Genomic DNA, 25,474 nt, shown 5'->3' with positions numbered 1-25,474 from the left:
AAGTAGTAGCCCCAGTTGTAACGACTAAGGAAGAAACGAAGACAGAAGATGTTGCTTTCCAAGTCAAAGAAGTGAAGAACGCAGACCTTCCAGAAGGAAGTCGTCAAGTGAAAGCTGCTGGTAAGAAGGGTGTTCGCACCATTGTTTATACAGTGACATACACAGACGGCGTTGAAACAGGTCGCGAAGTGAAATCAAACACAATCACCACTCCAGCAGTAGATGAGATTGTTGAAGTTGGAACTAAGAAAGTAGTAGCGCCAGTTGTAACGACTAAGGAAGAGACCAAGACAGAAGAAGTTGCTTTCCAAGTCAAAGAAGTGCAGAACGCAGACCTTCCAGAAGGAAGTCGTCAAGTGAAAGCTGCTGGTAAGAAGGGTGTTCGCACCATTGTTTATACAGTGACTTACACAGATGGCGTTGAAACAGGTCGTGTTGAGAAATCAAACACAATCACTACTCCAGCAGTAGACGAAGTTGTCGAAGTTGGAACTAAGAAAGTAGCTTCTACAACAACCAACGGTGATAAGAAAGATACTGCAACAACAGGGAACCAAGCTGAAAACACTAAGAAAGAAGAAACTGTAAGCCAAGATCAGAAAGCTCTACCAAGCACAGGTACAGCTTCTACCAGTCTTCTTTCAATGATTGGTTTATTTATCGCCGGTCTAGTCGGCTTTGTCGTTCGTAAGAAGGACTAAGGCTCTCTAATTGTACAAAAGCATCTTTTGTACGAGAAATACTAAAAAGAACCCAGAATTTATTCTTGGGTTCTTTCTTTATAAATTAAAACGAATTACTATGGATAAGTTGTTAGAAACGATATCATGTTATGGAGTTTGTAGAGTAGTATGAGTCTATTCTAGCTTGAAAGAATGGTCAACCATTTTTAAACCAATTCATTGATAGAAGTAAAATCTCTACCCAGGCCTTGGGCGACTGGGAGGCTGGTCAAGTAACCTTGATAAGTGGTCACACCTTGACGCAAGCCTTCATCTTCAGCAATTGCTTGTGCGAATCCTTTGCCAGCCAGAGCTTCGATATAAGGAAGAGTGACATTGGTTAGGGCGATAGTAGAAGTACGGGCAACCGCACCAGGGATATTGGCAACGGCATAGTGGAGAACACCGTATTTTTCATAGACAGGTTCATCGTGCGTTGTCACACGGTCAGCTGTCTCGATAACGCCACCTTGGTCAACGGCAACGTCAACAATGACAGAGCCTGGACGCATTTGTTTGACCATCTCATCTGTCACCAATTTCGGTGCTTTGGCACCAGGGATGAGAACTGCACCAATCACCACATCAGCATCTCTCACACTTGCTTCGATGTTGAATGAATTAGACATAAGAGTTTGGATTTGGTTTCCAAAGACTTCTTCTAGAACTGAGAGACGCTTCGCACTGATATCTAAAATAGTCACTTGAGCACCAAGACCAAGGGCGATGCGGGCAGCATGTGTACCGACGACACCACCACCGATGATGGTTACTTTTCCTTTTGGAACACCTGGTACACCACCTAGTAGGACACCAGAACCACCAGCTTGCTTAGTAAGGAAGTGAGCTCCGATTTGAACAGCCATACGACCTGCAACCTCACTCATAGGAACGAGGAGTGGTAGTTGTCCTTGATTGTCACGAACAGTTTCATAGGCAATTCCTGTTGTTTTGGCTGCTAACATAGCACCTGTTAATTCTGGAGCAGCGGCCATGTGCAAGTAGGTGAAGAGGAGAAGATCGTCGCGCAAATAACCATATTCAGAAGCTAGTGGTTCTTTTACTTTCACGACCAACTCGGCAGCCCAGGCTTCAGCAGCAGTTGCGACAATCTCAGCTCCTTGCTTTTGATAGTCTGCATCAGTAAATCCTGAACCGAGACCAGCATTTGTTTCGATGAGAACACGATGTCCACGACTGATTAAACTATGGACGCCAGCAGGAGTGAGGGCAACACGGTTTTCGTTATTTTTAATTTCTTTTGGGATTCCGATTAACATAGAGATAACCTACCTTTCAATTGTTAGATTGTTTTAGTTGTCACATTCCATTCCATAAATCAAAAATGTGATGGTTTTATTGTATATGAAACCGCTTCAAAAATCAAGAAAAACTTGTCATCCAAATTTATTTATGCTAGACTAGTGAGAATCAAGCTCTAATGGAGGGAAAAGTATGGAATCAATATTTGTGAAATTTGCCCAGTATCCATCTATAGAAACGGAGCGTTTATTGCTCCGACCTGTAACCTTGGACGATGCAGAAGCTATGTTTGAGTATGCCTCAGACAGAGAAAATACACGCTACACTTTTCCAACAAATCAAAGCCTAGAAGAGACCAAGAACAACATCTCTCAGTTATACTTGGCTAATCCCTTGGGACGGTGGGGAATTGAACTAAAAAGCACTGGTCAGTTTATCGGAACCATTGACTTGCACAAGATTGATCCTGTTCTTAAGAAGGCAGCTATTGGTTACATTATCAACCAAAAGTATTGGAATCAAGGATTGACGACAGAAGCCAATCGTTCCGTGATTGAGCTGGCTTTTGAGAAGATTGGAATGAACAAGTTGACCGCTCTTCACGATAAAGACAATCCCGCATCAGGAAAGGTCATGGAGAAATCAGGTATGCGTTTTTCCCACGAAGAACCCTATGCCAAAATGGATAATAAAGAACCAGGTCGAATTATCACAAGAGTTCATTATGTCTTGACTAAGGAAGACTATTTTGAAAATAAATAAGCAGTTGAAAAGATTTTTCAGCTGTTTTTTTCTTTCACTTACGAATAACTTAAGAGAGGAGAAAATATGGAAGTCATTATCGAAAAAATCAAAGAGTATAAAATCATTGTCATCTGTGCTGGTTTGGGTTTAGCCTTAGGCGGATTTTTCCTGTTAAAACCAACTTCACAAACATCTGTGAAAGAAACAAATTTGCAGGCTGAAGTCGCAGCTGTTTCAAAGGATTCATCGTCTGAAAAAGAAGTGAACAAGGAAGAGAAGGAAGAATCTCCTGAACAAGATCTGATAACAGTAGATGTCAAAGGTGCTGTTAAATCGCCAGGGATTTATGACTTGCCAGTAGGTAGTCGTGTCAATGATGCTGTTCAAAAGGCGGGTGGCTTGACAGAGCAAGCAGACAGCAAATCGCTCAATCTAGCTCAGAAAGTTAGTGATGAAGCTCTGGTTTACGTTCCAACTAAGGGAGAAGAAGTAGCTAGTCAACAGACTGCTTCTGGGACGGCCTCTTCGACGAGCAAGGAAAAGAAGGTCAATCTCAACAAGGCCAGTCTGGAAGAACTCAAGCAGGTCAAAGGACTTGGTGGCAAACGAGCCCAGGATATTATCGACCATCGTGAGGCAAATGGCAAATTCAAGTCGGTAGATGAATTAAAGAAAGTCTCTGGCATTGGCGCAAAGACCATAGAAAAGCTAAAAGATTATGTCACAGTGGATTAAGAATTTCCCTATCCCCCTAATCTATCTGAGCTTTCTGTTGCTCTGGCTTTACTATGCCATTTTAGGAGCGTCCTATCTCGCACTGCTAGGTTTTGTTTTTTTGCTCGTCTGTCTCTTTTTCCAATTTCCTTGGAAACCGGCTGGAAAAGTTCTAGCGATTTGTGGAGTTTTTGGATTTTGGTTTCTGTTTCAAAACTGGCAACAGACACAAGTGAGTCAAGACTTGGTTGGCTATGTTGAAAAGGTGAGGATTTCACCAGATACCATCAAAGTCAATGGGGATAGTCTGTCCTTTCGGGGCAAGGCTGAGGGTCACACCTTCCAAGTTTACTATAAACTCCAGTCCGAGGAAGAGAAAGAGCTCTTTCAGACCTTAACAGACCTTCATGAGATTGAACTAGAAGGAAAACTTTCGGAACCCGAAGGGCAGAGGAATTTTGGTGGCTTTAACTACCAAGCCTATCTGAAGACTCAAGGAATTTACCAAACTTTGACTATCAAGAGTATCCAGTCAATGAAACAGGTTAGCAGTTGGGATATAGGAGAAAATCTGTCTAGTTTACGTCGAAAGGCTGTAGTTTGGATCAAGATGCACTTTCCAGATCCTATGCGCAACTATATGACAGGTCTTCTTTTAGGACATTTGGACACGGACTTTGAGGAGATGAATGAGCTTTATTCCAGTCTTGGAATTATCCATCTCTTTGCCTTGTCTGGTATGCAGGTGGGCTTCTTTATGGATGCCTTTAAGAAACTCCTCTTACGATTGGGCTTGACTCAAGAAAAGTTGAAGTGGCTAACCTATCCCTTTTCCCTTATCTATGCAGGTCTGACAGGATTTTCAGCTTCGGTCATTCGTAGTCTCTTACAAAAGTTACTAGCCCAACATGGTGTTAAGGGCTTGGACAATTTTGCCTTAACAGTCCTTGTCCTCTTTATCATCATGCCCAACTTTTTCCTAACAGCAGGAGGAGTCTTGTCTTGCGCTTATGCTTTTATCTTGACCATGACAAGCAAAGAAGGGGAGGGACTCAAGGCTGTTGCCAGAGAAAGTCTGGTCATTTCTTTGGGAATATTACCCATTCTATCCTTTTATTTTGCAGAATTTCAGCCTTGGTCTATTCTTTTGACCTTTGTCTTTTCCTTTCTGTTTGATGTGGTCTTCTTACCGCTTTTGTCCATCTTATTCATCCTGTCTTTTGTTTACCCAGTCACTCAGTTTAACCTTGTCTTTGAGTGGTTGGAGAACATCATTCGCTTGGTATCGCAGCTGGCAAGCAGGCCTCTGGTCTTTGGTCAACCCAACGCATGGCTGTTGATTCTACTGTTAGTTTCATTAGCCTTGGTCTATGACATGAGGAAAAACATCAAAAGACTAGCAGGATTCAGTCTCTTTATTGTGGGGCTCTTTTTCCTGACCAAGCATCCACTTGAAAATGAAATTACCATGCTGGATGTAGGGCAAGGGGAGAGTATTTTCCTACGGGATGTGACTGGTAAAACCATTCTCATAGATGTTGGTGGTAAGGTAGAAGCTAGTAAGAAAATCGAGGACTGGCAAGAAAAGGCGACAACCAGCAATGCCCAGAGAACCTTGATTCCCTATCTTAAAAGTCGAGGAGTAGACAAGATTGACCAGCTGATTTTGACAAATACAGATAAGGAGCATATTGGAGATTTGCTGGAGGTGACCAAGGCTTTCCATATCGGGGAGATTTTAGTATCAAAAGGAAGTTTGACACAGAAGGAATTTGTGGCAGAACTAGAAGCAAGCCAAACCAAGGTACGCAGTGTGACAGTAGGAGATAACTTGCTAATTTTTGGAAGTCAGTTAGAAGTCCTATCTTCAAGGAAAATTGGAGATGGGGATCGTGATGCTTCCCTGGTTCTTTATGGAAAACTCTTGGATAAGCACTTTCTCTTCACAGGAAATTTGAAAGAGAAGGGAGAGAAGGACTTGCTGAAGCATTATCCTGACCTAGAGGTGGATGTCTTGAAAGCGGGCCAACATGGTGCTAAAACCTCATCCAATCCAGTTTTCCTCGAAAAACTCAAACCAGAGATTACTCTCATTTCAGTTGGAAAAAACAATCATACGAAATTTCCCCATCAGGAAACCTTGACACGACTGGAAAGTATCAAGAGTAAGATTTACCGAACTGACCAGCAAGGGGCTATCCGCTTTAAAGGATGGAATAGTTGGAGAATTGAAACGGTTCGATAAAATAGACAAACTTTTCGAAAAATTGACTTTTTATCTTGACAAGGAATAGAAAACTTGGTATCATATAAAAGTTGAGAAAAGCAGAAGTGAGAGCTTCTCGCCTTGTGACATCAAGTTGCCTGGCCCTACGGATGAAAAGTTTCTAAGAAACGCTATCATAACGTGCGGGCTTGTATCATTACGAGTCCGCTATTGTTTTTCTCTAATAATAAAAAAGAGGTGAAAACCATAGCAAAGCAAGACTTATTCATCAATGATGAAATTCGTGTACGTGAAGTTCGCTTGATCGGTCTTGAGGGAGAACAGCTAGGCATCAAGCCACTCAGCGAAGCGCAAGCATTAGCTGATAGTGCAAATGTTGACTTAGTATTGATTCAACCCCAAGCAAAACCACCTGTTGCTAAAATTATGGACTACGGTAAGTTCAAATTTGAGTATCAGAAAAAGCAAAAAGAACAACGTAAAAAACAAAGTGTTGTTACTGTGAAAGAAGTTCGTCTGAGTCCAACTATTGACAAGGGTGACTTTGACACAAAACTTCGCAATGCACGCAAGTTCCTTGAAAAAGGAAATAAAGTTAAGGTATCCATTCGCTTTAAAGGGCGTATGATCACCCATAAAGAGATTGGTGCAAAAGTTTTAGCCGAGTTTGCTGAAGCAACACAAGATATTGCGATCATCGAACAACGAGCTAAGATGGATGGACGCCAAATGTTCATGCAGTTGGCGCCAGCAACTGACAAAAAATAATTGTCAGAAAGTTAAATAAAGGAGAAAAAATCATGCCAAAACAAAAAACACACCGCGCATCAGCTAAACGTTTCAAACGTACAGGTTCTGGTGGACTTAAACGTTTCCGTGCTTACACTTCTCACCGTTTCCACGGAAAAACTAAGAAACAACGTCGTCATCTTCGTAAAGCATCTATGGTGCATTCAGGAGATTTCAAACGTATCAAAGCAATGCTTACTCGCTTGAAATAATAGCCTGACAGTAAGTAAACAATTCTAGGAAATATTTGGAGGAAATAAAACATGGCACGTGTTAAAGGTGGCGTTGTATCACGCAAACGTCGTAAACGTATTCTTAAATTAGCAAAAGGTTACTATGGAGCTAAACACATCTTGTTCCGTACTGCAAAAGAACAAGTAATGAACTCTTACTACTATGCATACCGTGACCGTCGTCAGAAAAAACGTGACTTCCGCAAATTGTGGATCACTCGTATCAACGCGGCAGCTCGTATGAACGGACTTTCATACTCACAATTGATGCATGGTTTGAAATTGGCTGAGATCGAAGTTAACCGTAAAATGCTTGCTGACTTGGCTGTTAACGATGCAGCAGCTTTCACAGCTCTTGCAGATGCAGCTAAAGCAAAACTTGGTAAATAATGACAACTGTTTCATTCTTACTCTCGTGGTTTTTACCGCAAGAGTAGGGTGAAACTTTTTTATTTTCCATAAATGATTTTCTATTTTAGAGAGTAAATAACAGATTTTTTCAAAGAAAATAGGATATTTCTTGTATAATAGGAATATCTAAAAAAGATTTGGAGTTAGAAGAAGATGATAATAGGTATTGATTTAGGAACGACTAATTCTTTAGTAGGGGTTTATCAAGATGGCCAGGTCAAGTTGATTCCCAATGCTTTTGGTGAGTATTTGACTCCTTCTGTTGTGGCTTTAGATGACAATGATGAGATTATAGTTGGAAAAATTGCCAAGGAACGCTTGGTAACTCACCCAGATAAGACAGTTTCTCAGTTCAAGCGTTTTATGGGGACCAAACATGAGTTGACGTTAGGGAATCGAGCATATAAGGCTGAAGAATTGAGCTCTTTTATCATTCGAAAGTTGGTAGATGATGCAGAGACCTATCTTGGAGAAAAGGTCGAGGAAGTGATTGTCAGTGTTCCAGCCTATTTCAATGATGCTCAACGCTATGCGACCAAACTAGCAGGGAAATTTGCAGGCGTTCAGATTGATCGGATTATCAATGAACCCTCTGCAGCGGCTCTTGCTAAAAGATCTATGGTAAACCAAGAAGATCAATCCTTTATTGTAGTTGATTTTGGCGGTGGTACTCTTGACATTTCAGTTGTAGAGCTTTTTGATAACATTGTCGAAATCGTCTCGATCGCAGGGGACAATCGTTTGGGAGGAGAAGACTTCACTGCGGCTATTGCTGAGGAATTTTTAGTCTCCAATCAATTAACCAAGGATTCGATTTCCCGAGAATTTTATAGCAAAATTCTGGTGCAGGCTGAAAAGACTAAGCTAGAACTCAATAGTAAAGAAGAAGTGAAGATGACAGTTCTGGACCAAGAACAGGAATACACTTTAGACCTGACCTACCAGCGTTTTTATGAGCTTTGTCAACCTCTGCTAGCCCGTGTTAAGGCTGTTTTGGATCGTGCCTTGATGGATGCACGTTATAGCTATGTATCATCTGATAACTTTGTTCTTGTGGGGGGGACTTCGAAACTCCGCTTGGTTCAGGACTTTTTATCCTACTGTATCAATCAAGTTGTGCAGGTATCGGATGATCCTGATCGGATGATTGCGAGAGGTTGTGCACTTCTAGCAGGTATCAAAGAACGCCAGGGTGAGATACGAGATTTATTACTTTCTGATATTTGTCCTTTTACACTGGGGATTGAGATAGTTGGAGACCGTTTTTCGCCGATTATTGAGCGAAATTCTACCCTACCTGCTTCACGCATCGAGCAGTACTATACGGCTGAATTGGGACAGAGCCAAGTCAAGATAAAGGTCTATCAAGGTGAGATGATGAAGGCATCACAAAACCTGTTCCTAGGAGAATTAGAAGTTCCCGTCCCTGTGAATACTCGAGTAAATGAAAGTTTCACAGTTCGATTTACCTATGATTTAAATGGGATTTTGGATGTCGAAGTGAAAATTGATTCCACACAGGAAGTCTTTAGTCATGTTATTCTCCAAGATAGCATTACTCTGACAGAAAAGGAAATTAAGGCTAAGCAAGCAGAGTTGACTCGCTATAAGATCAATGCTCAAGAAACAGAGGTTTATCGTTTCTTGATTGAAAAAGCGAATCGTGTGTACAGTATGCTCTTGGGGAGAAGAAGAGATGAGCTAATGGCTGAAACTAGACGATTTGAAGAAGAGGTCAGTCAAGCATCTGTTTATCATTTGCCAAAACTTTATCAATCATTTTCAAACTATCTAGACTTCCTAGAGCGAGGACTGTAAAAGAGGAGACCTTATGAATATATGGGAAACTTTAGGGATAGAGCCAACGACTGACGTCAAGCTTATTAGAAGGCGTTATGCTGAACTGGTTCGGCTCTATCACCCAGAAGACCAACCAGAAATTTACCAAAAAATTGTTGAAGCGTATCAAAAAGCCTTGACTTATGCGAGATCTAGAAACACAAGACTAGAAAATAGTCTAAGAAAAGCGAGTGACTCTCAAGAAGCTACTAAACTTGAAGAAGAGGCGAATGAAAAACCTAACTCTAGTCTCAACTTTGAACACTTGACTGAAGAAACGAAGACTGAGAACGAAGAGTCTGAAACATCTAGTCTTGATTTCAGTGATTATCAGCAATCGACTGATAAAACCAGCAATTCTTTTAACTTTGAAACCTTTAAAGCGGAAGAGGATGAGCAAAATTCCACCCTTGACTTTAGTGACTATGATGAGGAAGTTCAGCTAAATGGAGATTCTGAAGAAAGAGCTAAGAATACCCTCAACTTTGAAACGTTTGGTGACGAAGAGAACCAGGGGCAAGAAGGAATAACAAGGTCTACTCTTGACTTTAGTGGTTATAATGAAGAAACTTATCTGATTCGAAATGCGATTGAAAGTATTGTTGGAAATGACGGTTATAACCAAGAGGAACAAGAGCATCTATGGCGTCAGTTCTTTCATCAGTATCAGTATGATATGGACATTGTTCAATCCGTTTTAGAGGAAATGGATGTTTATATTTTTAATAAACCAGAGCAATTCTCTATCCTCATTCCCTTGCTGGAAGATTATATACCTGACTTCCGACACTGGGGCTATTACTATAAATTGAAGTATTGGAAAGTTAAAAGAGCTATAGCAGAAGAGGAAGGCAGTTCGCTTGAAAGCGCACATGAAGCCACTGAAGAATTCTATTATTCTTATCAACTTTGCCAAGAAATTCTCCAAGATTTTAACAAAGCAAATCAATTGAGCTCCTGGATAGAGTTTTTCAAGCACCCTTATTTGGCCTTTATGGTCTTAGATCAAGTAAATCAGAATCGTCAGATAATCAAGAGTGTGCCCGTTTTAACCTATATCCTGGAAAAAAACCGACAAGTCATATTTGAAGAGGATTATCCACTCTTGAACGACTTGGCTGATTACTTAGAGGAAGTAAAAGAGGAGCTGGGAGAAAACGTTGACTTTAGTCATTACACTCTAGATAATCCGGATGAAGTTGAGGCAGCCTTCTATGAGTTGCTCCATGCTCACTATGAAGACGAGTATAAACTGTTACGTGATTGGCAATACCTTTTTGAATCAGTCAAAGATCACACGCTCCTACTTGATTTGTTAGAAAAGGTGGACGTCTATCCTTTAACCAATGCGAAAGTGTTAGCCCTTGTTTTCCAATTTGTGGAGCGTTATAGTGATGAGGAATCAAATCCTTACCTGAAGAAACTTCATTTCTGGAAGAGTATCCATTCTTATCCTTCAGTGGTAGAGGAGTATGCACTTAACAAAAAAGAAAATTTTGATTACTGGTACAATGAAGGTTATCTTTATATAGATAAGCTCACCAAGAGCGATGAAGATATCAATGATTGGGAAAAGTGGAGAAGCTACTTTAAAGGAAGACCACGCATTCTAACGATTTTGCTTCAACAAATCTATAAGGAGTACCATCGGTTTACAGATGGCAAGCTCTTGAGATATGTTTTGGCTCCTTTTCCTACTTCTAAAATGGCTCCCCAAATGATGACGGAGGAGACAGACCAGAAACTAGAAGAGATGACAGCTTATGCTTATGAACTTAGTCATCCAAAGGCCAAGCTCTCTTATTTGGATTGGAAAAAAAGACAGGTATTTAATAATAAGTTTCTTCAGATTTTCTCTGGTCTCTTTACGATTGTATGTTTGCTACTCAGTATTATAGAGCGACCTGGTTATAATTCATGGGTTCATGCGGGCATGTTTTCACTCTTTTACGTCTATATGCTAAAATTAAGGAAAACACCGATTGAGGAGGGAGTGACTGCTAGAGGAGAAAAACGGAAATTCTACTACAGTCCTCATCCATGGTTCCTATTAATCTTGTTATTAATCCTCGTCATTCCATCCTTACCATTTGGTCTCATTGGTGCCCTTATGTTCATTACATTTTTCAGCTTCATCGATGGTTTCCAAGTGAGTCAGGGGCTGAAGTGGGATTATTCTTTGGAGAAGCTGATTCCTATCGGTATCTTTCTTTCTGCTGGTTTTCTTTCTGCTTTGGTAAATCAAAGCCAGACTATTTCAGGAGTTGCAACAGCCTACTTCCATATTTTTGCAATCCTTGTGATTTGCTTGTCTTTTACAAGATTCAGTCCTGGATTTCCACCATCTCTGAAGAAAATTTTCATACCAGCAATCTTGGGAATCCTACTCTTTCAAACGTTGCCATATATTCACAGCCGTTTAGATATCTTTGATCCAACTATTCTACGAAATGAAACACTGGCTATAACTGTTATCCTCTTGTTAAATGGAATTGCCTTATCTTATTTTACAAAGGAACAAGGCTTCATGATTGGTGTGAAGAAGGTCTTTATGATTTATGGATTGCAGATCTTTATTTTCCTAAGAAGACTGTTCCGAATCCTATTTGCACCAAATTCAGTTTTCGGTAATAACTATCATTACAAAGACTTACTAATCATGAACAGCGAATTTACGTTCTACTTCCTCGAGGGACTTTTTGTCCTGATCATGCTTTTCCTTATTCGCAATATACGCAAGGAAAATCGTAAAAGTGCTGCTTAGAATGAAAGCGTAGAGAAGAGGACTCTGGTTCAAGTTTCTAGTAAATTTTCCTGAATAAAGGTATAATAGAACTATTAAAACGAAAGAGGTAATGAAAATGGCTTCAAAAATGCTACACACTTGCTTGCGAGTAGAAAACCTTGAAAAATCAATCGCTTTTTATCAAGATGCTTTTGGATTTAAAGAATTGCGTCGCAGAGATTTTCCAGATCATGCTTTCACCATTGTCTATCTAGGACTTGAGGGGGATGACTATGAGTTGGAGTTGACCTATAACTATGATCACGGTCCTTACGTGGTAGGAGATGGCTTCGCCCATATCGCCCTCAGTACACCTGACCTTGAGGCCCTACATCAAGAACATAGCGCTAAAGGCTATGAGGTGACAGCTCCTAATGGACTTCCAGGAACTCAACCAAACTATTACTTTGTCAAGGATCCTGACGGTTACAAGGTCGAAGTCATTCGTGAAAAATAATCCAGTGAAGTCAAGTAGAATGTTCGTTTTCTACTTGACTTTTTTTCTTTGAAAGAGTATACTAATACAAATTTAACCTTTAAGGGGAGTCCAGAGAGACTCACAAGGTGTCAGATAAAAGGGATAAGGGGACTCTCTGTGGAGACTTTTTAAGTGTGCGCATGAGTTCTAGCCTAACCCAACTGAGGCCTTGCATTAGCAAGGCCTTTTCTTTATCTGGTCCCCTTAAATTTAAGGAGGAAAAGTCATGAATCCCACATGTAAGAAGCGTTTGGGTGCCATTCGTTTGGAAACCATGAAGGTGGTCGCACAAGAGGAAATTGCGCCAGCAATCTTTGAATTAGTCCTAGAAGGGGAGATGGTTGAAGCCATGCGAGCCGGCCAATTTCTTCATCTGCGTGTGCCTGATGACGCCCATCTCTTGCGCCGCCCTATTTCAATTTCGTCTATTGACAAAGCAAACAAGCAGTGTCACCTTATTTATCGGATTGAGGGGGCTGGGACAGCTATTTTTTCAACCTTAAGTCAGGGAGATACTCTTGATGTGATGGGACCTCAGGGAAATGGTTTTGACTTGTCTGACCTAGACGACCAGAGTCAAGTCCTCCTCGTTGGTGGTGGGATTGGTGTTCCACCCTTGCTAGAAGTAGCCAAGGAATTGCATGCGCGTGGGGTGACAGTAGTGACAGTCCTCGGTTTTGCGACTAAGGATGCTGTTATTCTCGAAACCGAATTGGCCCGATATGGTCAGGTCTTTGTAACGACAGATGATGGTTCTTATGGCATCAAGGGAAATGTTTCTGTTGTTATCAATGATTTAGACAGTCAATTTGATGCGGTTTACTCATGTGGTGCTCCGGGAATGATGAAGTATATCAATCAAACCTTTTATGATCATCCAAGAGCCTATCTATCTCTAGAATCTCGTATGGCTTGTGGGATGGGAGCTTGCTATGCCTGCGTTCTAAAAGTGCCAGATAGTGAGACCGTCAGCCAACGCGTCTGTGAAGATGGCCCTGTTTTTCGCACAGGAACAGTTGTATTATAAGGAGAAAGTCATGACTAACAAACGTTTACAAGTTTCTCTACCGGGCTTGGATTTGAAAAATCCCATCATTCCAGCATCAGGCTGTTTTGGTTTCGGCCAAGAGTATGCCAAATACTATGATTTAGACCTTTTAGGCTCCATTATGATCAAGGCGACGACACTTGAACCCCGTTTTGGGAATCCTACTCCCAGGGTGGCAGAAACGCCTGCAGGTATGCTCAATGCAATCGGTTTACAAAATCCAGGTTTAGAAGCTGTTTTAGCTGAAAAGTTGCCTTGGCTGGAAAGAGAATATCCTTCGCTTCCCATCATCGCCAATGTAGCAGGCTTTTCAAAACAAGAGTACGCTGCCGTTTCTCAGGGGATTTCCAAGGCTACAAATGTAAAAGCTATCGAGCTCAATATCTCTTGTCCGAATGTGGATCACGGCAATCATGGACTTTTGATTGGGCAAGATCCTGACTTGGCTTATGAAGTGGTAAAGGCAGCTGTGGAAGCCTCTGATGTGCCAGTTTATGTTAAATTAACCCCTAGTGTAACGGATGTTGTCACCATCGCCAAAGCCGCAGAAGATGCAGGGGCAAGTGGCCTAACCATGATCAATACCCTTGTCGGTATGCGCTTTGACCTTAAAACCAGAAAACCAATCCTAGCCAATGGAACAGGTGGAATGTCTGGACCAGCAGTCTTTCCAGTAGCCCTCAAACTCATCCGCCAAGTCGCCCAAACAACCGACCTTCCCATCATTGGAATGGGAGGAGTGGATTCTGCTGAAGCAGCGCTAGAAATGTATCTGGCTGGTGCCTCTGCTATCGGAGTTGGAACAGCCAATTTTACCAATCCATATGCCTGTCCTGATATTATTGAAAATTTACCAAAAGTCATGGATAAATACGGCATTAGCAGTCTAGAAAATCTCCGTCAGGAAGTCAAAGCCAATCTGAGATAAGCTAGGTCTTCCTTATCGTCAACAAGAAATAGAATCTTCATCAATTTGTAATATTTCCGTCGATTAACTATGTTACAATAGGGTTTAGAAAACGTTATTGGAGCATTTAAATGAAACGATGGAAAGTGGCCCTAGTAAGTGCTGGCTTATTGGGGTGTTTTTTTACTGTAGTGGAGACAGCAAAAGCAGAAGAGGGGACTTGGCAAGGAAAGACCTACCTCAAAGCAGACGGGAAACCAGCAACCAAGCAATGGCTTTTTGACCAAACGCATCAGAACTGGTTTTATCTTAAAGATAATGGTCAACGTGCAGAAAATGGCTGGTTGACAGTTGGTGGTAAAGATTACTATTTTAACGAAGCTGGAAAATTAGCTACGAAAACGTGGGTTGGCCAGTACTATGTGACTGAAAGTGGTGCTAAAGCAAAGGAACAGTGGGTATTTAATCAGGAAAAAGAATCCTGGTATTATCTAAAGTCTGATGGTCAGAAAGCTCAAAAAGAATGGATTCAACAAGGTCAAGAAAAATATTACCTTAAAGAAGACGGGAAAATGGCCAAAGATGAGTGGATCACTCAAGGTGAGAACCAGTACTACATCAATTCACAAGGTAAAATGCTGAAAAATGCTTGGCTTGGTAAAAGCTATATATCAGAAAATGGTAATAAGGTTAAACAAGCCTGGATTTATGATGACAACTATAGCAGTTGGTTCTACCTTCAACAAGATGGTACCTATGCTGAAAATGGCTGGCAAACCATAGATGGAAAGGACTACCATTTCAAATTTGGAGGCTATCTTTCTACCGAGCGCTGGATTGGCCGCTTCTATGTTGCAAAGAGTGGAGCCAAATTGAAATCGGAATGGCTCTTTGATAAGAATTATGATGCTTGGTTTTACTTGAAAGCTGACGGAACCTATGCCGAAAAAGGCTGGGAAACGATTAAAGAAAAAGATTACCATTTCAAATCAGGCGGTTATCTTTCTACCGAGCGCTGGATAGATCGCTTCTATGTTGCGAAGAGTGGAGCTAAATTGAAATCGGAATGGCTCTTTGACAAGAATTATAACTCTTGGTTTTACTTGAAAGCTGACGGAACCTATGCTGAAAAAGGTTGGCAAACCATCAAAGGCAAGGATTACCATTTCAAATCAGGCGGCTACCTCTCTATGGAAACTTGGATTGACCGCAGTTATGTGACGAGCAGTGGAGCAAAAGCTGGCAAAGGGTGGCTCTTTGACAAGAATTATAACTCTTGGTTCTATATCAACTCTGATGGAAATTATGCCAATAAAGAATGGCTCTGGGATAATGGTTACTACTATCTCAAATCTGGTGGTTATATGGCTGCGAGTGAGTGGGTATGGTACAAGAACAACTGGTTCTACCTCAAGTCAAATGGAAAGATGGCTGAGAAAGAATTAATCTACGATTCATCCGACCAATCATGGTATTACCTTAAATCAGGCGGTTATATGGCAAAAAATGAAACTGTGGATGGTCATACCTTGGATGCTTCTGGTAGATGGCATGTTGCGGATAAAACCAAATATTACAAAGTTAAACCAATCACTGCCTATGTCTATAGTGCATCTGGAGAAATCTTAAGTTACATTAACCAAGGAAGCATTGTTTCACTGGATAGCTTGACGCGAAAAGGTGGCCGACTTGCAGTTTCGATTTCTGGCTTGTCTGGCTATATGAATCAAAGTGATTTGACAGCAGTGGATGAAGGAAGCGAGTTTATCCCTCATTATACTAGTGATGGGAAATTCCTTTACCATGAACTCTCTCCATACACGAGTATCAAAGTAGCTCCACACACTTCTGCTATGGTTATTGGTAAGAAGTACTACTCAACTGATGGAGAGCATTTTGATGGCTTTACCATTAAAAATCCTTTCCTCTATAAAAACTTGAGAGAACCAAGTAATTATAGTGCAGCTGAATTGGATAAACTGTATTCAATGATGAACTTGCAGGATAGTCCTCTAGCAGGTAAAGGAGCGACTTTCAAAGAAGCTGAGGAACGCTACGGTGTCAATGCCCTTTACTTGATGGCACATAGCGCTCTTGAAAGTGCGTGGGGACGTAGTCAAATTGCCAGAGATAAGAACAACTTCTTTGGTATTGCTGCTTATGATACGAGCCCATATCTCTCAGCCAAGAGCTTTGATAATGTGGACAAAGGAATTCTCGGAGCGGCCAAGTGGATCCGTGAGAACTACATCGACTATGGCAGAGACCACCTTGGAAATAAAGCAACCGGGATGAATGTTCGCTATGCTTCTGATCCTTACTGGGGTGAGAAGATAGCCAGCATCATGATGACTATCAACAGCAAACTTGGTTGGAAAGACTAATCAAAAGAAATCAACGATAACTACTGAAAAGTGGTTATCGTTTTTGTATATCTGGCAATAAGTTGATTCTATAGCTTTTTACACTTGAAATATTTAAAACAATATATTAAAATATAGAGGAGATTATTTATAAATTGAGGAGTTTAAAATGAAGAAATCAATGATTGTTGGGCTTATTACTTTTATTGCTTTAGGTTTGGCAACAGGATACTATTTCTTATCCTATGCGCCTCATCAAGCTGCTGTAACTAAGTTTGAAGATGTAGTAAAGGATTTAAATGAAAAGAATAAAGAAGTTGAAGATCAAATAGCTGAGGCTGAAAAGGTTATTGAGAATAATGAAGAACCTCTTGATTCTAAGACATTGGAAGAATTGAAATCAACTATAAAGGATAGCAAAGATTCACTTCGTAAAGAACCAGAAATGGAGAAAGCGACTGCTAAGATTGAGAAGCAAATTGAAGAATTAAGTCAACCATTAGATTATAGTGAAACAAAAAAGAATTTGTCTGAAAAATTGACTCACTATCAAAATAGCATTCTTCAATTAAAACAAATTACAAATCCTTCTAGTTCTTTTATTGAAGAAAGACTCAAAGAAATTGAATCAATTACTGGAGTACAATCTGTTACGGAGGATAATGACCCTAATAAAAAATTAAATAAACAAGGAGGATATACAGCGTCTGTATATTTCGTTGACAAGCAAGTGAATGAATCTGTAGAAGGCTCAGATATTGTTCAAAAAGGTAATGATGCTGGTGGAAATATAGAAGTTTATAAGACAAAAGAAGATGCAGAAAAGCGCAATACTTATATTAGTGCTTTTGATGGAACTGCTTTAAATCCGGGATCCCACTATGTTTATGGAACCATATTAATTCGCACTTCGCACCATTTAACAGGAGCGCAACAGAAAGAACTGACTGAGAAAATCTACAATAAATTAATTGAACTGAAATAATTAAAAAATTGGATAGCTATTTGTTTTATTGAACTAAGATACAGTCAAAAAGCCGTTGGAAAACGGTTTTTTGTTATAATTAAATGAAGAATGTAGAATTGAAGGAGAACATCATGACTTTTGAAGAAATCCTGCCTGGATTAAAGGCCAAGAAAAAATATGTACGAACTGGTTGAGGAGGGGCTGAAAACTATGTTCAGCTTTTTGACACTATCGAGCAAAACGGGGTTGCACTTGAAGTGACGCCTTATTTCCTAATCAACGTGTCTGGGGAGGGAGAAGGTTTTTCCATGTGGAGTCCGACACCTTGTGATGTTTTGGCGACAGATTGGGTAGAAGTGCATGACTAGACGTGTATTGATTACGGGAGTGAGTTCAGGGATTGGTCTGGCTCAAGCTCGACTCTTTTTAGAGAATGGCTATCAAGTATATGGAGTGGACCAAGGTGAAAATCCACTCTTGGAGGGTGATTTTCACTTTTTACAGAGAGATTTGATCTTAGACTTGAAACCTGTTTTTGACTGGTGCCCTCAGGTGGATGTTTTATGTAATACTGCAGGAGTTTTGGATGCTTACAAACCCTTACTGGAACAATCAGCCCAGGAAATTCAAGAGATTTTTGAAATCAACTATATGACTCCTGTTGAGTTGACTCGTTATTATTTGACGCAAATGCTGGAAAATAAAAAAGGAATCATCATCAATATGTGTTCGATTGCTTCAAGTCTAGCTGGCGGAGGTGGTCACGCCTATACCTCGTCTAAGCACGCCTTAGTTGGCTTTACCAAGCAGTTGGCTCTAGACTATGCAGAGGCAGGTATTCAGGTCTATGGGATTGCTCCAGGGGCAGTCAAGACAGCTATGACCGCTGCGGACTTTGAACCAGGTGGCTTAGCTGACTGGGTAGCTAGTGAAACGCCAATCAAGCGCTGGATTGAGCCAGAGGAAGTAGCAGAAATTAGCCTTTTCTTAGCAAGTGGAAAAGCGAGCGCCATGCAGGGACAAATTTTGACAATAGATGGTGGCTGGTCTTTGAAGTAGGAGGAGTTGGATGGAAATCAAAAAACACTTTGGAGTCTATGCTGTTTGCTTTGAAAATGGGAAGTTACTCTGCATTGAAAAAACGAGGGGCCCTTATCAACATCGTTATGATTTACCAGGTGGTAGTCAGCAACTTGGGGAAGGATTGACGGAAACGCTGATTAGAGAAGTTATGGAAGAGACGGGATATACTGTTAGAAGCTACTCCAATCCTCGAATCTACGATGTTTTCGTCAGGGAAGAGTTAAAAAATTTTATGGTTCACCATATCATGGCATTTTATGATATTGAGGTCAACGAGAAGGAAGCTCAAGTCACGATTTCTGAAGCTGTCTCTGATGGTGCGAATGATTCACTCGGATATGTTTGGATGGATATTCAGAAAATCACAGAAGAAAATGCATCACCATTAGTCTTGAAGGTTAAGTCTGAATTATTAGAATTTCCAGAACTGGATAAGACTTCTTACATGAATTGGAAGGTGAATGATGAGAAACCAACTTGTCCTTAGTGGAGAACAAATTGTTGAAAAAGTGTATCCTCAGTTATTGCACCACGTCGGTATGATTCGTGGAGAATACTTACTGAGAGAGCTTAATCAAAACATCCTATTACCAAGTTGTCAGCAATTTGTAAAAGATTATCTAGATACCATTTGCTCCTTGTACTCAGATGAAGAGGTTTGGTATCGTTTTTCAGAGTTAACAAATACAGAAGCTAATTGTTTAGAGGGGACTAAAGAGCATTTTGATGAAAATCATCCCTTGTTTGGATATAGAGGGATAAGGCGTTTGCTGGCGTGTCCGAATGAATTTCAGGCTGAGGCACATGTCGTTACAGAAGTTTATCAAACCAATCCTAATCTGTCTGTTATTTTTCCTTTTGTCAATGATGCCGACCAATTAAAACAAGCTATTAGAGTATTGCGTGAGCATGGTTTTACTGGAAAAGTCGGTACAATGATTGAATTACCGTCAGCATATTTTGACTTGGACAGGATACTGGAAACTGGTATTTCAAAGATTATAGTTGGAATGAATGATTTGACTTCTTTTGTTTTTGCGACTGTGAGAAACAGTCAATGGCATGATATGGAAAGTCCAATAATGTTAGATATGCTGAGAGACATGCAGGATAAAGCAAGGATGAAAAAGATTGACTTTGCTGTAGCAGGCTATCTGAATGCTTCTTTCATACAAAAAATGAATCAGATGGGTATCAAGTGTATTATCCACTACAGTTCTATTCCAGAGATTTTTAATTTAGAGATTGATCATCCAGACCATCTCAAACGTATAAAAGAAGTAAGTAAAAAATTACAAAGGAGCAACCCATGACACCGCAAGAAATGTGGAATGCGTATAAGCAAATTAACCCCTCGATTGGAGATGAGATAGATGCCTGGGCTTTTGGAGTGGAAGGCGATCTCTTGGCAGGTTTGGTTTTAAAAGGCGAAAAGACAGCAACCGCCTCAGCCTACGACCTCTACGCAATAGAGGACGAACCTCTTCCGCAAGAAGGGACCTTCGATGTCATTTTAGACAGTCAAAATCAGGCTGTCTGCATTGTCGAAATTACTAAGGTCTCCGTTCAGCATTTCAATCAAGTTTCTGCAGACCATGCCTATAAGGAAGGTGAGGGAGACAAATCTTTAGCCTATTGGCGTCAGGTTCATGAAGACTGTTTCACCGAGTGGATGAGGGAAGCTGGGCTGCCTTTTACGCCTGACAGCAAGGTCGTTTTGGAAGAATTTCGCAAGGTCTACCCACTGTAGACTGCAGAAGGAAGAAAGTTTTGGAAATTACCGTCCAATCCTTTTTTCTAAAGCAAAACATGATATAATAAGTTTGTTTGAAGAAGAGTAAAACTCTTAAACTTAGAATAGGAGAAAACTATGCAAGCAGTTGAACATTTTATTACCCAATTTGTTCCTGAACATTATGATTTATTTTTAGACTTGAGTCGTGAGACCAAGACCTTTTCCGGGAAGGTAACCATTACTGGTCAAGCACAGAGTGATCGTATTTCCCTTCACCAAAAAGACTTGGAAATCACTTCTGTGGAAGTTGCAGGTCAAGCTCGTCCATTTACAGTTGACCATGACAATGAAGCCCTTCATATCGAATTGGCTGAGGCTGGTCAAGTTGAATTAGTCATCGCTTTTTCAGGAAAAATCACAGACAACATGACAGGTATTTACCCTTCTTACTACACAGTTGATGGAGTCAAGAAGGAAGTCTTGTCTACTCAGTTCGAGAGCCATTTTGCGCGCGAAGCCTTCCCATGTGTGGATGAGCCAGAAGCAAAAGCGACTTTTGACCTCGCTCTACGTTTTGACCAAGCAGAAGGTGAAGTGGCCTTGTCAAACATGCCAGAAATTGATGTGGAAAACCGTAAGGAAACAGGCATCTGGAAGTTTGCGACAACACCTCGTATGTCTTCTTACTTGTTGGCCTTTGTAGCAGGTGATTTGCAAGGTGTGACCGCTAAAACTAAAAACGGTACCCTTGTAGGTGTCTACTCAACCAAAGCTCACCCATTATCCAACCTTGATTTCTCACTGGACATCGCCGTTCGCTCTATCGAGTTTTATGAAGATTACTACGGAGTTAAGTACCCAATCCCTCAATCACTTCACATCGCCCTTCCTGACTTCTCAGCAGGTGCTATGGAAAACTGGGGTCTTGTGACTTATCGTGAAGTTTACTTGGTTGTGGATGAGAACTCAACCTTTGCTAGTCGACAACAAGTTGCCCTTGTTGTGGCACATGAGTTGGCTCACCAATGGTTTGGTAACCTCGTGACTATGAAATGGTGGGATGATCTTTGGCTTAATGAAAGCTTCGCAAACATGATGGAATACGTCTGTGTGGATGCCATCGAGCCAAGTTGGAATATCTTTGAAGACTTCCAAACAGGTGGAGTTCCAGCGGCGCTTAAACGTGACGCGACGGATGGCGTTCAGTCTGTCCATGTCGAAGTCAAACACCCAGATGAAATCAATACGCTCTTTGATGGCGCTATCGTCTATGCTAAAGGAAGCCGTCTCATGCACATGCTTCGTCGTTGGCTAGGTGATGCGGATTTCGCTAAAGGATTGCATGCCTACTTTGAAAAACACCAGTACAGCAATACCATCGGTCGTGACCTTTGGAATGCTCTCGGACAAGCATCAGGTCGTGATGTTGCAGCCTTCATGGACTCTTGGTTGGAACAACCTGGTTACCCAGTTCTCACTGTCAAAGTTGAAAATGATGTCTTGAAGATTTCACAAAAACAATTCTTTATCGGTGAGCATGAAGACAAGAACCGCCTCTGGGTAGTGCCACTCAACAGCAACTGGAAAGGTCTACCAGATACACTTGAAACTGAAAGTATCGAAATTCCTGGCTACGCCGCTCTTCTTGCTGAAAATAAAGGAGCACTTCGCCTTAACACTGAAAATACAGCCCACTACATTACAGACTATCAAGGAGACTTGTTAGATGCTGTTCTTGCTGAGCTAGAGTCACTTGATAACACAAGCAAACTGCAAATCGTCCAAGAACGTCGTCTGCTTGCTGAAGCAGGGCACATTTCTTATGCTGACTTGCTCCCAGTCCTTGATAAACTTGCTAAGGAAGAGTCTTACCTTGTTGTTTCAGCTGTTTCTCAAGTGATTGCTGCCCTTGAACGCTTTATCGATGAAGGTACAGAAGCTGAGAAAGCCTTTAACAGTCTGGTTGCTAAATTGGCTCGTCATAACTATGACCGTCTTGGTTTTGAAGCTAAAGACGGAGAATCAGATGAGGATGAATTGGTTCGTCAGCTGGCCGTTTCTATGATGATTCGCTCCAATGATGCAGAAGCTAGTCAAGTCGCTAGTCAAATCTTTGCAGCTCATAAGGAGAACCTTGCAGGACTTCCAGCAGCCATCCGTGCACAAGTTCTCATCAATGAGATGAAACACCATGAGACCAAGGACTTGGTCGCAACTTATCTGGACCTCTACACTCATGCGACGGATGCGGTCTTCAAACGCCAGTTGGCAGCTGCTCTAGCCTACAGTACAGATGCTGACAATATCCAAACCTTGATTAGTTCATGGAAGGACAAATTTGTGGTCAAACCTCAAGACCTTTCTTCATGGTACCTCCAATTCCTCGGACACCAAGCAACTCAAGAGACTGTTTGGGTATGGGCGCGCGAAAACTGGGATTGGATCAAGGCAGCTCTTGGTGGCGACATGAGCTTTGACAGCTTTGTCATCTTCCCATCACATATCTTTAAAACAGAGCAACGCTTGGCAGAGTACAAGGAATTCTTTGAACCACAACTTTCTGACCTAGCTCTTAGCCGTAATATCCGCATGGGGATCAAGGATATCGCAGCGCGTGTTGACTTGATTAAGCGTGAAAAAGCTGCAGTAGAAGCTGTTGTAGCCCAATATGCTAAAGCTTAATTCGTTTATGTAAACAAAAACTCAACTTTCTATCTGAAAAGAAGAGAGAGTTGAGTTTTTTTTAAGGCAATTTTGGTATAATAATCATAAGAAGGAGGAGTTTCTGATGATAAAAATCTTATTAGTAGAAGATGACCTGGGTCTGTCAAACTCAGTATTTGACTTTTTGGATGATTTTGCAGATGTCATGCAGGTCTTTGATGGAGAAGAAGGTCTCTACGAAGCTGAAAGTGGCGTTTATGACTTGATTTTGCTTGACCTGATGTTGCCGGAAAAAAATGGGTTCCAAGTCTTGAAAGAATTGCGTGAAAAAGGAATCACGACACCAGTCCTTATCATGACTGCCAAAGAGAGTTTGGATGACAAGGGACACGGTTTTGAGCTTGGAGCGGATGACTACCTCACCAAACCTTTCTACCTTGAAGAACTCAAAATGCGAATCCAAGCCCTTCTCAAACGTTCAGGTAAGTTTAACGAAAACACCTTGACCTATGGAGATATTGTCGTCAACCTTTCAACGAATGAAGTGAAGGTGGAAGACACTCCTGTGGAACTACTCGGAAAAGAGTTTGAATTATTGGTTTACTTCCTTCAAAATCAAAATGTTATTCTTCCTAAGACGCAAATTTTTGACCGTCTATGGGGATTTGATAGCGATACGACGATTTCCGTTGTAGAAGTCTATGTCTCAAAAGTTCGTAAGAAATTGAAGGGAACAGCCTTTGCTGAAAATCTTCAAACCTTGCGTAGTGTCGGGTATATTTTAAAAGATGTTCAATAAACTAAAAAAAACATGGTATGCGGATGATTTCAGCTATTTCATTCGAAACTTTGGAGTGTTCACCCTGATCTTCTCTGCTATGACCTTGATTATCCTCCAGGTCATGCACTCGAGTCTCTACACTTCTGTAGATGAAAAACTCCAAGCCCTTAGTAGCAGTCCCCAAGCGGTTATCCAGTTAGCCCTGAATCGGGCAACTGAAGAGGTTAAGGATATTCAACCAGCAACAGCGGATGCCAACAAGGCTGAAATCAAGCCCAATGTCAGCTCCAATACGGAAGTCTTGCTCTTTGACAAGGATTTTAATCAGCTCTTACTGGGCAATCGCTTTTTAGGTTTGGACAAGATCAAGCTGGACAAAAAGGAGTTGAATCACATTCGCCAAATCCAAGTTGTCAATAGCTATGGTCAGGAAGAAACCTATCGAATGGTCCTGATGGAAACCAACTCTTCCTCCGTATCAAGCAATGTTAAATATGCGGCGGTTCTAATCAATACCAGCCAGCTTGAGCAAATCAGCCAAAACCACGAGCATTTAATCGTAGTGGTCATGGCCAGTTTCTGGCTCCTGTCGTTAATCGCCAGTGTTTATCTGGCACGTGTCAGTGTCAAACCCTTGCTGGAAAGCATGCAAAAGCAGAAGTCCTTTGTTGAAAATGCGAGTCACGAACTGAGAACGCCTTTGGCTGTTTTACAAAATCGCTTAGAGAATCTCTTTCGAAAACCAGAGGCAACCATCATGGAATCCAGCGAAAGTATCGCTTCCAGTCTTGAAGAAGTTCGCAACATGCGTTTCCTCACGACCAATCTTCTCAACCTTGCACGTCGCGATGATGGAATCAAACCAGAAATAGCAGAAGTATCACCACAGTTCTTTAAGACAACCTTTGCTAACTATGAGTTGATTGCTTCTGAAAATGATCGTATTTTTGAGTATGAAAATCGGATTTATCGTCCTTTCATGACCGATCAGTTGCTCCTAAAACAACTCATGACCATCTTATTTGACAATGCCATCAAGTATACTGAAGAAGATGGGAAAATTGAGTTTGTAGTCCATGCTACAGATCGTCACCTTTATCTAACAGTAACGGATAACGGAATTGGAATCTCAGCTACTGATAAGAAGAAAATCTTTGACCGCTTTTATCGTGTAGACAAGGCGAGAACCCGTCAGAAAGGTGGCTTTGGTCTTGGACTATCTTTGGCCAAGCAGATTGTTGATGCTTTGCGAGGAACGATTAGCGTGAAAGATAACAAACCTAGAGGAACGATTTTTGAAGTTAAAATCGCTATTCAATCTCCTTCAAAACGTAAGAATAAATAAAAAAGACAGTTAGATAACTGTCTTTTTTGATAACTAGAAAAGAGGTTGGTAGAAGTACCAACCTTTATTTTGAAAATTTTCGTTTCATCATCTTTCGTTGAAGTTGTAAAAGAGCGAAGCTTGTTGCCATAGCAGCGATAAAGGACAAAGCTGTATTTAATTTTAAGGCTAAAAAGATAAAACTAAAAAGTGCCATAAAAATACAGAAACAAGCGATATTTACAAAAAATAAAATCTCTTTTAGGTTAGGGCCGACTGGGGCTTCAGGTGTGTAATCTTGGTAAAGCGGAGTTTGTTTTGATTCGGGAGCTTGTTCAAACTCATAAGCTTCTAGTTTTCTTGCGGACATGATTCTCTCCTTAACAGTACATAACTA

23 protein-coding genes, 1 pseudogene and 1 other annotated feature are annotated in these 25,474 nt (G+C 41.0%); of the genes and pseudogenes, 22 read left to right on the top strand and 2 right to left on the bottom strand.

Annotation, left to right across the window (positions count from 1 at the left end):
* Positions 1–701 (top strand): G5 domain-containing protein (locus HMPREF2885_RS09500; protein ID WP_148131151.1); only part of this gene is annotated, 701 nt, incomplete at its 5' end.
* 188 nt (positions 702–889) lie between these two features.
* On the opposite strand, the gene ald is transcribed toward HMPREF2885_RS09500, so the two are convergent.
* Positions 890–2,002: an alanine dehydrogenase gene (gene ald / locus HMPREF2885_RS09495; protein ID WP_000904686.1), complete on the bottom strand. Its 1,113-nt coding sequence runs from the start codon at positions 2,000–2,002 to the stop codon at positions 890–892.
* Between the two features lie 175 nt (positions 2,003–2,177).
* On the opposite strand from ald, the gene HMPREF2885_RS09490 reads away from it, so the two are divergent.
* The 21 genes and pseudogenes from HMPREF2885_RS09490 to HMPREF2885_RS09390 all read left to right on the top strand — a co-directional run bounded on the left by HMPREF2885_RS09490 (position 2,178) and on the right by HMPREF2885_RS09390 (position 25,098).
* A complete protein-coding gene (locus HMPREF2885_RS09490; protein ID WP_000443757.1) occupies positions 2,178–2,747 on the top strand; it encodes a GNAT family N-acetyltransferase in 570 nt (189 codons plus the stop codon).
* A 66-nt stretch (positions 2,748–2,813) separates the two neighbouring features.
* Entirely contained in the window at positions 2,814–3,464 is a 651-nt protein-coding gene (locus tag HMPREF2885_RS09485) for a helix-hairpin-helix domain-containing protein (RefSeq protein WP_000452009.1), read from the top strand.
* Entirely contained in the window at positions 3,448–5,688 is a 2,241-nt protein-coding gene (locus HMPREF2885_RS09480) for a DNA internalization-related competence protein ComEC/Rec2 (RefSeq protein ID WP_000084755.1), read from the top strand. The genes HMPREF2885_RS09485 and HMPREF2885_RS09480 overlap by 17 nt, the downstream gene beginning before the upstream one ends.
* A gap of 72 nt (positions 5,689–5,760) precedes the next feature.
* Positions 5,761–5,892: a sequence feature (ribosomal protein L20 leader region), on the top strand.
* Between the two features lie 15 nt (positions 5,893–5,907).
* Complete coding sequence (gene infC / locus HMPREF2885_RS09475; protein ID WP_000848184.1) at positions 5,908–6,438, top strand: translation initiation factor IF-3; 531 nt, start codon at positions 5,908–5,910, stop codon at positions 6,436–6,438.
* Between the two features lie 32 nt (positions 6,439–6,470).
* Entirely contained in the window at positions 6,471–6,671 is a 201-nt protein-coding gene (gene rpmI, locus HMPREF2885_RS09470) for a 50S ribosomal protein L35 (RefSeq protein ID WP_001125942.1), read from the top strand.
* Positions 6,672–6,722: 51 nt separating this feature from the next.
* Positions 6,723–7,082 carry a 50S ribosomal protein L20 gene (gene rplT, locus HMPREF2885_RS09465; protein ID WP_000124834.1) on the top strand — a complete coding sequence of 120 codons (360 nt, stop codon included), beginning with the start codon at positions 6,723–6,725 and terminating at the stop codon, positions 7,080–7,082.
* Positions 7,083–7,256: 174 nt separating this feature from the next.
* Positions 7,257–8,921, top strand: coding sequence for a molecular chaperone HscC (locus HMPREF2885_RS09460; protein ID WP_000583410.1), 1,665 nt, complete (start codon positions 7,257–7,259; stop codon positions 8,919–8,921).
* Positions 8,922–8,934: 13 nt separating this feature from the next.
* Positions 8,935–11,706, top strand: a complete 2,772-nt coding sequence (locus HMPREF2885_RS09455) for a J domain-containing protein (protein ID WP_001028666.1) — start codon at positions 8,935–8,937, stop codon at positions 11,704–11,706.
* 97 nt (positions 11,707–11,803) lie between these two features.
* The gene (locus HMPREF2885_RS09450) at positions 11,804–12,184 is read left to right on the top strand and encodes a lactoylglutathione lyase (RefSeq protein ID WP_000157150.1); all 381 of its coding nucleotides are present in this window, start codon (positions 11,804–11,806) and stop codon (positions 12,182–12,184) included.
* A gap of 247 nt (positions 12,185–12,431) precedes the next feature.
* The gene (locus HMPREF2885_RS09445; RefSeq protein ID WP_001070074.1) at positions 12,432–13,232 is read left to right on the top strand and encodes a dihydroorotate dehydrogenase electron transfer subunit; all 801 of its coding nucleotides are present in this window, start codon (positions 12,432–12,434) and stop codon (positions 13,230–13,232) included.
* Positions 13,195–14,181 (top strand): dihydroorotate dehydrogenase, encoded by a 987-nt coding sequence (locus HMPREF2885_RS09440; protein ID WP_161800715.1) that lies wholly within the window; start codon positions 13,195–13,197, stop codon positions 14,179–14,181. Before HMPREF2885_RS09445 ends, HMPREF2885_RS09440 begins: the two co-directional genes overlap by 38 nt.
* Positions 14,182–14,291: 110 nt before the next feature.
* Positions 14,292–16,544 carry a glucosaminidase domain-containing protein gene (locus HMPREF2885_RS09435; protein WP_083307441.1) on the top strand — a complete coding sequence of 751 codons (2,253 nt, stop codon included), beginning with the start codon at positions 14,292–14,294 and terminating at the stop codon, positions 16,542–16,544.
* Positions 16,545–16,692: 148 nt separating this feature from the next.
* A complete protein-coding gene (locus HMPREF2885_RS09430; RefSeq protein ID WP_000749424.1) occupies positions 16,693–17,508 on the top strand; it encodes a hypothetical protein in 816 nt (271 codons plus the stop codon).
* Between the two features lie 113 nt (positions 17,509–17,621).
* Positions 17,622–17,858: pseudogene (locus HMPREF2885_RS09425) on the top strand (DUF2829 domain-containing protein).
* Positions 17,851–18,549 carry a 3-oxoacyl-ACP reductase gene (locus HMPREF2885_RS09420; RefSeq protein ID WP_000198460.1) on the top strand — a complete coding sequence of 233 codons (699 nt, stop codon included), beginning with the start codon at positions 17,851–17,853 and terminating at the stop codon, positions 18,547–18,549. Before HMPREF2885_RS09425 ends, HMPREF2885_RS09420 begins: the two are co-directional and overlap by 8 nt.
* Before the next feature lie 10 nt (positions 18,550–18,559).
* Positions 18,560–19,060 (top strand): NUDIX hydrolase, encoded by a 501-nt coding sequence (locus tag HMPREF2885_RS09415; RefSeq protein ID WP_000403335.1) that lies wholly within the window; start codon positions 18,560–18,562, stop codon positions 19,058–19,060.
* Complete coding sequence (locus tag HMPREF2885_RS09410) at positions 19,038–19,886, top strand: putative PEP-binding protein (RefSeq protein ID WP_070657891.1); 849 nt, start codon at positions 19,038–19,040, stop codon at positions 19,884–19,886. The genes HMPREF2885_RS09415 and HMPREF2885_RS09410 overlap by 23 nt, the downstream gene beginning before the upstream one ends.
* The gene (locus tag HMPREF2885_RS09405) at positions 19,883–20,323 is read left to right on the top strand and encodes an ASCH domain-containing protein (protein ID WP_000188817.1); all 441 of its coding nucleotides are present in this window, start codon (positions 19,883–19,885) and stop codon (positions 20,321–20,323) included. The genes HMPREF2885_RS09410 and HMPREF2885_RS09405 overlap by 4 nt, the downstream gene beginning before the upstream one ends.
* Before the next feature lie 120 nt (positions 20,324–20,443).
* Positions 20,444–22,990, top strand: a complete 2,547-nt coding sequence (locus HMPREF2885_RS09400) for a M1 family metallopeptidase (protein WP_001149146.1) — start codon at positions 20,444–20,446, stop codon at positions 22,988–22,990.
* 106 nt (positions 22,991–23,096) lie between these two features.
* Positions 23,097–23,771, top strand: coding sequence for a two-component system response regulator CiaR (gene ciaR / locus HMPREF2885_RS09395; RefSeq protein WP_000590630.1), 675 nt, complete (start codon positions 23,097–23,099; stop codon positions 23,769–23,771).
* Positions 23,761–25,098: a sensor histidine kinase gene (locus tag HMPREF2885_RS09390; RefSeq protein WP_070657889.1), complete on the top strand. Its 1,338-nt coding sequence runs from the start codon at positions 23,761–23,763 to the stop codon at positions 25,096–25,098. The genes ciaR and HMPREF2885_RS09390 overlap by 11 nt, the downstream gene beginning before the upstream one ends.
* Before the next feature lie 64 nt (positions 25,099–25,162).
* On the opposite strand, the gene HMPREF2885_RS09385 is transcribed toward HMPREF2885_RS09390, so the two are convergent.
* A complete protein-coding gene (locus HMPREF2885_RS09385) occupies positions 25,163–25,447 on the bottom strand; it encodes a DUF3270 domain-containing protein (protein WP_001276162.1) in 285 nt (94 codons plus the stop codon).
* Between the last annotated feature and the right edge of the window lie 27 nt (positions 25,448–25,474).

Origin of the sequence: Streptococcus sp. HMSC062H02 (genome assembly GCF_001813005.1) — a bacterium.
In the GTDB taxonomy this organism is placed as follows: domain Bacteria; phylum Bacillota; class Bacilli; order Lactobacillales; family Streptococcaceae; genus Streptococcus; species Streptococcus oralis_S.
The sequence above is the reverse complement of the archived record's forward strand: the minus strand, read 5'-3'. Positions and strand labels throughout refer to the sequence as shown.